The organism is Pseudomonas sp. (genome assembly GCF_049590575.1).
Taxonomy (GTDB): Bacteria; Pseudomonadota; Gammaproteobacteria; order Pseudomonadales; family Pseudomonadaceae; genus Aquipseudomonas.
Genome location: NZ_JBAWDE010000201.1, coordinates 1 through 8,114, shown reverse-complemented (window position 1 = coordinate 8,114; position 8,114 = coordinate 1). Strand labels below are relative to the sequence as shown.

6 protein-coding genes and 1 pseudogene are annotated in these 8,114 nt (G+C 62.4%); 5 read left to right on the top strand and 2 right to left on the bottom strand.

What is annotated here, in order from left to right; genetic code table 11:
* Together WBR57_RS13630 and WBR57_RS13625 are read left to right on the top strand one after the other, a co-directional pair.
* On the top strand, positions 1-1,416 hold a 1,416-nt coding region (locus WBR57_RS13630; protein ID WP_424084258.1), incomplete at its 5' end, for an FTR1 family protein.
* A 1-nt stretch (position 1,417) separates the two neighbouring features.
* Positions 1,418-1,872, top strand: a pseudogene (locus WBR57_RS13625) (YaiI/YqxD family protein).
* 53 nt (positions 1,873-1,925) lie between these two features.
* On the opposite strand, the gene elbB reads toward WBR57_RS13625, so the two are convergent.
* Complete coding sequence (elbB, locus tag WBR57_RS13620) at positions 1,926-2,591, bottom strand: isoprenoid biosynthesis glyoxalase ElbB (RefSeq protein ID WP_424084257.1); 666 nt, start codon at positions 2,589-2,591, stop codon at positions 1,926-1,928.
* A gap of 116 nt (positions 2,592-2,707) precedes the next feature.
* Between elbB and WBR57_RS13615 the strand changes: the two genes are divergently transcribed.
* Entirely contained in the window at positions 2,708-3,943 is a 1,236-nt protein-coding gene (locus WBR57_RS13615) for a sterol desaturase family protein (protein WP_424084256.1), read from the top strand.
* Here WBR57_RS13615 and WBR57_RS13610 read toward each other — a convergent pair.
* Positions 3,924-4,559, bottom strand: a complete 636-nt coding sequence (locus tag WBR57_RS13610; RefSeq protein WP_424084255.1) for a DedA family protein — start codon at positions 4,557-4,559, stop codon at positions 3,924-3,926. The two genes, WBR57_RS13615 and WBR57_RS13610, sit on opposite strands and share 20 nt — an antisense overlap.
* A gap of 207 nt (positions 4,560-4,766) precedes the next feature.
* Here WBR57_RS13610 and hemB point away from each other — a divergent pair, with 207 nt between their 5' ends.
* Together hemB and ppk1 are read left to right on the top strand one after the other, a co-directional pair.
* A complete protein-coding gene (hemB, locus tag WBR57_RS13605) occupies positions 4,767-5,780 on the top strand; it encodes a porphobilinogen synthase (protein ID WP_424084254.1) in 1,014 nt (337 codons plus the stop codon).
* Positions 5,781-5,798: 18 nt separating this feature from the next.
* Positions 5,799-8,021: a polyphosphate kinase 1 gene (gene ppk1, locus WBR57_RS13600; protein ID WP_424084253.1), complete on the top strand. Its 2,223-nt coding sequence runs from the start codon at positions 5,799-5,801 to the stop codon at positions 8,019-8,021.
* Positions 8,022-8,114: the final 93 nt, after the last annotated feature.

Sequence of the window (8,114 nt, the reverse complement as noted above, 5' to 3'; positions counted from 1 at the left end):
GGCATGACCCCGCCGCCGGCCAACCTGCAGGACGCCGCGCGCCTGGATCGCCTGAGCCTCTACGCGATCTACAACACCCTCGGCCTGGGCGTCGAAGGCACCGATATGCCGTCCTTCGCCGACCAGTTGGATGATCGTCAGCGCTGGGATCTGGCCACCTATATCGCCGGTTTCACCGCCGACCCTGCCGCTGCGAAGAGCGAGCAGCCGTTCAACCTCGCCGACCTGGCCCGCCAGACCCCGAATGAAGTGCTGGCCGCCAATGGCCCTGCGGCTGCGGCGACCTTCCGCGCCCAGCGTGCGCAGCCGCCGCAGGTCAAGCGTGGCCCGGCGCAATTGCTCGACTACACCGCCACGACCCTGGACAAAAGCCTCGCCGCGTTCCGCGATGGCGATCATGAACAAGCCTATGACCTGTCGGTAGCCGCTTACCTGGAAGGTTTCGAGCTGGTGGAAAGCTCGCTGGACAACGTTGACGCCAACGTGCGCAAAGACACCGAGAAGGCCCTGATGGCCTATCGGCAGGCGTTGCAGGACGGCCTGCCGGTCGAGCAGGTGCAGCAACGCCTGGACGTGGCCAAGGGCAAGCTCACCGAATCCGCCGGCCTGCTGGGCAGCGATGGCCTGAGCTGGTCGTTGAGTTACATCTCCGGCTTGCTGATCCTGCTGCGCGAAGGGCTGGAGGCGATTCTGGTACTGGCGGCAATCCTCGCGTTCCTGCGTAACACCGGCCAGCAGTCGGCCGTGCGCAGCGTGAACGTCGGCTGGGGCCTGGCGCTGTTGGCGGGCTTGGCCACTTGGGCGTTGGCGGCGTATGTGATTGACGTCAGCGGCGCCCAGCGCGAATTGCTTGAGGGCTGCACGGCGCTGTTCGCCAGTGTGATGGTGCTATGGCTTGGCGTGTGGATGCACGACCGGCGCCACGCGGCGGCCTGGCAGGATTACATCAAGAGCAGCCTGGTCGGCGGCGGTGGGCGGTTCGGCTTTGCCATGCTGGCGTTTTTCTCGGTGTACCGCGAGTTGTTCGAAGTGATCCTGTTCTACGAAACCCTGTGGCTGCAAGCGGGCCCGGCCGGGCACAATGCGGTACTGGCCGGTGGCGCCACGGCGTTGGTGCTGTTGGTGGGCCTGGCCTGGGTGATCCTGCGCGGCTCGGCGAAACTGCCGCTGGCGTTGTTCTTCGGCATCAACGCGGCGCTGCTGTGCGCGCTGTCGGTGGTGTTCGCCGGGCATGGCGTGAAGGCGTTGCAGGAAGCCGGTATCTTCGGCACGCGGCCGGTGGCGTTCTTTGACTTTGACTGGCTGGGTATTCACGCCGATGCGTATTCGTTGAGCGCGCAGGCAGTGGCGATCCTGGCAATTGTGGTGCTGTACGGCCGCAGCCGCCTGGCCGAGAAACGTCGGGCGGTGGCCTAGCATGCGGGTCTGGATCGACGCGGATGCCTGCCCGCGGGCGGCCAAGGACCAAGTGGTGAAGTTCGCCCTCAAGCGCCAGTTCGACGTCGTGCTGGTGGCGGGGCAGAGCCAGATCAAGCCGAGCTTTGCCTGCGTGAAACTGATCGTGGTACCCAGCGCCCGGACGCAGCGGATGATTACCTGGTGGAGCACGCGGTGCCGGGTGAGCTGGTGATCTGCAGCGATGTGCCCCTGGCCGACCGTCTGGTAAAGAAAGGCGTGACGGCCCTGGACCCGCGCGGCAAGGAATTCAGCCCGGCGAACATGAGCGAGCGGCTGGCGGTGCGCAACCTGTTCACTGACCTGCGCGAGCAAGGCCAGATGGGCGGCGGCCCGCCGCCTCACGGGGAGAAGGACAAGCAGGCGTTCGCCAATTCGCTGGATCGCATCCTGACCAGATTGATGCGCCCTGCATGATTGCCGGGATTGCTAATGGCCTGCTCGCCATAACAAGCCGTTGAGCAGATTGATCAGTCATTCTCGTGGGTCAATTCCAGCACCCGATCCACCAGCTTGTTGATGCCTGATGCCACCTCGCTGATGTTCTTGCCGAGCATGTAGGCCGGCGTGCTCACCAGTTTGCGCGCGGTGTCCTCGACAATGTCTTCCACCGCGCATTCGTGGTGGGTGGCGCCCATTTTATCCAGGGCGGCAGCGGTGTCGGCATCGTTACCGATGGTGCAGGTCACGCCGGGGCCGTAGATTTTCGCGGCCAGGGCCGGTGAAATGCAGATCAGCCCCACCGGCTTGCCCGCTTCGGCAAAGGCTTCGGCCAACGCCAGCACCTGCGGGTTGACGCTGCACCCCGCGCCTTCTACAGCAAAGTTCGACAGGTTCTTCGCCGCGCCAAACCCGCCAGGCACGATCAGCGCGTCGAATTCCTCGGCGTTGGCGTGTTGAATATCCTTCACGGCGCCTCGCGCGATGCGCGCCGACTCCACCAGCACATTGCGCGACTCGGGCATTTCTTCGCCGGTGAGGTGGTTGATCACATGCAGTTGGGCAATATCGGGTGCAAAACATTGGACCTGAGCGCCGCGCTGGTCCAGGCGCAGCAGGGTGATCACGCTTTCCTGGATCTCCGCGCCGTCGTACACGCCACAGCCGGAAAGGATCACTGCAATCTTTTTGCTCATGGGCATTTCTCCTGGGGTCTTGGCGTTAAATGTCTACTAATTTGTCACCTGTTGCCAATGGGATCTTGCGCGGCTGCACCTAATCTTGATGTAACAAAAACACATCGGACTAGCCCATGGACTTCGTGCCTTACGCGGTACCGTTTTTCATTGCCTTAATCGTGGTCGAGCTGCTGGCCGACCACTGGCGCGGCCAGCGCAACTATCGCGTCGCGGACGCCATCAACAGCCTCAGCACCGGTGTGCTGTCCACCACCACCGGCTTGCTGACCAAGGGTGTGGGCCTGCTGACCTACGCGTTCGCCCTCGAGCACCTGGCTGTGATCGAGTTGTCGGCCCAGAGTGTCTGGACCTGGGTATTCGCCTTCGTTTTCTACGACTTCTGCTATTACTGGCTGCATCGCTGCGGTCATGAGCGCAACATCCTCTGGGCCGCGCACTCGGTGCATCACCAGAGCGAGGACTACAACCTCACCACCGCTCTGCGCCAAACCAGCACCGGTTTTCTGCTGAGCTGGATTTTCTACCTGCCCCTGGCCGTGCTCGGCGTGCCGCTGGTGGTGTTTATCAGCGTGGCCTCGCTCAACCTGCTGTATCAGTTCTGGGTGCATACCCGCCACGTGCCCAAGCTCGGCTGGTTCGAATGGTTCTTCGTCACGCCGTCCAACCATCGGGCCCACCATGCACAGAACGCTCTCTACATGGATCGCAACTACGGCGGGGTGTTCATTATTTGGGACCGGTTGTTCGGCAGCTTCCAGGAAGAAGACGATAACGAGCCGGTGATCTTTGGCGTGACCACGCCCCTGGCCAGCTGGAACCCGCTGTGGGCCAACCTGCAGTTTTACGCGCAGCTGTGGAGTGATGCGCGGCGTACGGAGCGTTGGTGGGACAAGTTGCGCATCTGGTTCATGCGCACCGGCTGGCGCCCAGCGGACGTCAAGGCCAATTACCCGCGAGCCTTGCCAGACCTGAGCCAGTTCCGCAAATTCGACGTGCCGCTGGACACGCGCCAGCAGGTCTACATCGCCCTGCAATTTGCGGCGTATGTCGGGTTTGGCAGTTATCTGATGAATTTTGCCGAGGGGCTGCCCACGGCGGCGCTGGTGCTGGGCTGGAGTGCGATGGCGTTGGGGCTGTTTACCTTGGGCGTGGCCCTGGAGAATCGCCCGTGGGCCTTCAAGGCCGAGCTGGTGCGCCTGGCGCTGAATGTGCCGTTGGTATGCCTGGCGCCGTTGGTGGGACTGTGGCCGGCCGGCAACCTGGGCTGGCTGGGCCTGGTGAGCTACAGCCTGCTCAGCGGGATCGGCCTCTACTGCTGCCGAAGCCGGCTTACTCGACTGGTGTCTTAGGCGGTGCGATCGCGGCCGGCTCGGCGGCGAGCCGGGCCTTGGCCTCGGCGCAGGCCTCACGGGCAATGCGCGCATTCTTGAAGCGGCGACGCAGCCACAGGCCGAGTCCCAGGACCAGCAATGCACCCAATACCCACAGCTCGTATTTCTTGACGCTGCCGAGCATGCCTTCGAGCACCGCGCCAAAATGATAAGCCGCAGCGCCCAGCGCGGCGGCCCAGATCGCGGCGCCAATCCCGTTGAGGATCAGGTAGCGCAGCGGCGGGTAGCCGGAAAGGCCAATCGCCACGGGCATGACCGTGCGCAGTCCGTAAACGAAGCGGAAGCTCAGGACCCAGATATCCGGATGCTTGCGGATATGTTCCAGGGCCTTGTCGCCCATCAATTGCCAGCGCGGCTTGCGCGCCAACAGCTTGCGGCCGTGCTTGCGGCCCATGTAGTACCACAGCTGGTCGCCGGCGTAGCTGCCGAAAAAGGCAACGACCACCACCAGGTTGATATCCATGTATCCACGGAACGCCAGGAAGCCTGCGAGAACCAGGATGGTTTCGCCTTCGAAGAACGTGCCTAGGAAGAGGGCAAAGTAGCCGAAGTCATGCAGAAATTGTTGAAGCATGGTCTGGGTGCTGGCGAAATGAACGCGCAGCCTACGCCTTCACGAACATTCATGAAAGTATCGAGATGTGTCATGAAGTGAACAATTCCTACATAAACGACGAATGCGACGCCGGGTCGCATCGATAAGCACAACTGTAATTCCTTCGTCATAATGGCCGCTTATAACTGCAACACTCGCCCGTAAACGCGGGCTCAGGAGTCTGTCGTGAGCTTTACCCCTGCCAATCGCCTGTTCCCCGCCACCCGTCTGCGCCGCAATCGCCGTGATGATTTTTCTCGCCGCCTGGTTCGTGAAAACGTACTGACGACCAATGATCTGATCCTGCCGGTGTTTGTGCTGGACGGTGAAAATCGTCGGGAAGCGGTGGCGTCGATGCCAGGGGTGGAGCGCTTGACCATTGATCTGCTGCTGGAAGAAGCGGCGGGCTGGGTCGAGCTGGGGATTCCGGCACTCGCGCTGTTTCCGGTCACGCCGTCTGAGCTCAAGTCACTCGACGCCGCCGAAGCCTGGAACCCGGACGGCATCGCGCAGCGCGCCACCCGCGCCCTGCGCGAGCGTTTCCCGGAACTGGGGGTGATCACCGACGTGGCGCTGGACCCGTTCACCACACACGGGCAGGATGGCATTCTTGACCAAGAAGGCTATGTTCAAAACGACATTACTGTCGACGCGCTGGTCAAGCAGGCCTTGTCCCACGCGGCGGCGGGCGCCCAGGTGGTGGCGCCGTCGGACATGATGGACGGCCGTATCCAGGCGATTCGCGAAGCCCTGGAGCTGGCCGGCCATGTCAATGTGCGCATCATGGCCTACTCGGCCAAGTACGCCAGCGCCTACTACGGCCCGTTCCGCGATGCGGTGGGTTCGGCGCTGAACCTGGGCAAGGCGAACAAGGCCTCGTACCAGATGGACCCTGCCAATAGCCATGAAGCCTTGCATGAAGTGGCCGCCGACCTGGCCGAAGGCGCCGACATGGTCATGGTCAAGCCCGGGATGCCCTACCTGGACATCCTTTACCGGGTCAAAGAGGAATTCAAAGTGCCGACCTTTGTCTATCAGGTCAGCGGTGAGTACGCCATGCACATGGCCGCGATCCAGAATGGCTGGTTGAGTGAAGGGATAATCCTGGAATCCCTGACGGCCTTTAAACGTGCTGGCGCTGATGGCATCCTGACTTACTTCGCCGCCCGCGCCGCCCAATTGCTTAGAGAGCAACAATAGCCCTCACAGGAACATTCGATGAATACCGAAGGACTCTCAGAAGTTGCCGTAAAAGACGCTCACCCGGTGGTGGAACAAGTCACCGAAACGCCGCCGGAGCTGGAGCCGGCCCCGCCCGCCGTGGTGGTGGAAGCGCCCGCGCCGGCACCGGTGGTCGCGGTGACCAACCTGGATGACAGCAGCCTGTACATCCACCGTGAGCTGTCACAACTGCAATTCAACATCCGCGTGCTGGAGCAGGCGCTGGATGAGTCCTACCCGCTGCTGGAGCGGCTGAAATTCCTGCTGATTTTCTCCAGCAACCTGGACGAGTTCTTCGAAATTCGCGTCGCCGGCCTCAAGAAGCAGATCACCTTCGCCCGTGAGCAAGCCGGCGCCGACGGCCTGCAGCCGCACCAGGCCCTGGCCCGCATCAGCGAGCTGGTGCACGGCCATGTGGACCGCCAATACGCGATCCTCAATGACATCCTGCTGCCGGAGCTGGAGAAACATCAGGTCCGCTTCATTCGTCGCCGTCACTGGACCACCAAGATCAAGACCTGGGTGCGCCGTTATTTCCGCGACGAGATTTCACCGATCATCACCCCGATCGGCCTCGACCCGACGCACCCGTTCCCGTTGCTGGTGAACAAGAGCCTGAACTTCATCGTGGAGCTGGAAGGGATCGATGCCTTCGGTCGCGATTCCGGCCTCGCGATCATCCCGGCGCCGCGCCTGTTGCCGCGGATCATCAAGGTTCCTGAGGAAGTGGGCGGCGCTGGCGACAACTATGTGTTCCTGTCGTCGATGATCCACGCGCACGCCGATGACCTGTTCCAGGGCATGAAGGTCAAGGGCTGCTACCAGTTCCGCCTGACCCGTAACGCCGACCTGGCGCTGGATTCCGAAGACGTCGAAGACTTGGCCCGTGCCCTGCGCGGCGAGCTGTTCTCGCGGCGCTACGGCGATGCGGTGCGTCTGGAAGTGGCGGACACCTGCCCGAAACACCTTTCGGACTACCTGCTCAAGCAGTTCAACCTGAGCGAGAGCGAGCTGTACCAGGTCAACGGCCCGGTCAACCTGACGCGTCTGTTCAGCATCACCGGCCTGGACAGCCATCCAGAGCTGCAATACACGCCGTTCACCCCGCAGATCCCGAAGCTGCTGCAAAACAGCGAGAACATCTTCAGCGTGGTGAGCAAGCAGGACATCCTGCTGCTGCACCCGTTCGAGTCGTTCACCCCGGTGGTCGACCTGCTGCGCCAGGCCGCCAAGGACCCGCATGTATTGGCGGTGCGCCAGACCCTGTACCGCAGTGGCGCCAACTCGGAAATCGTCGATGCGCTGGTCGACGCCGCGCGTAACGGCAAGGAAGTCACCGCGGTGATCGAGCTGCGCGCGCGGTTTGACGAAGAGTCCAACCTGCAACTGGCCAGCCGCCTGCAGGCGGCCGGTGCGGTGGTGATCTACGGTGTGGTCGGCTTCAAGACCCACGCCAAGATGATGCTGATCCTGCGCCGTGAAGCCGGTGAGATCGTGCGTTACGCGCACTTGGGCACCGGCAACTACCACGCCGGCAACGCCAAGCTCTACACCGACTACAGCCTGCTGACCTCCGACGACGCCTTGTGTGAAGACGTCGGCAAGCTGTTCAGCCAGTTGATCGGCATGGGCAAGACCTTGCGCATGAAGAAGCTGCTGCACGCGCCGTTCACGCTCAAGAAGGGCATGCTCGACATGATTGCCCGCGAGACCCAGTTCGCCCTCGACGGCAAGCCGGCGCACATCATTGCCAAGTTCAACTCGCTGACCGATCCGAAGATCATCCGCGCGCTGTACAAGGCCAGCCAGTCCGGTGTGCGCATCGACCTGGTAGTGCGCGGCATGTGCTGCCTGCGCCCGGGCATTGTCGGGGTCTCGCATAACATCCACGTGCGTTCGATCATCGGTCGCTTCCTGGAGCACACGCGGGTGTTCTACTTCCTCAACGGCGGCGAGGAGCAGATGTTCCTGTCCAGTGCCGACTGGATGGAACGCAACCTCGATAAGCGTGTGGAAACCTGCTTCCCGGTGGAAGGCAAGAAGCTGATCATGCGCGTCAAGAAGGAGCTGGAAAGCTACCTCACCGACAACACCCACAGCTGGAGCCTGCAATCGGACGGCCGCTACGTGCGCAACACGCCGACCGGCAACCAGAACCCGCGCAGCGCGCAGGCGACGTTGCTGGAGAAGCTGGGCAGCCCGATTCTTGCGGTGAACTAACGCTAACACGCCCCAAAAATGTGGGAGGGGGCTTGCCCCCGATAGCGGTGGTTCAGTCAAAATTTCAGTGACTGACACACTGCAATCGGGGGC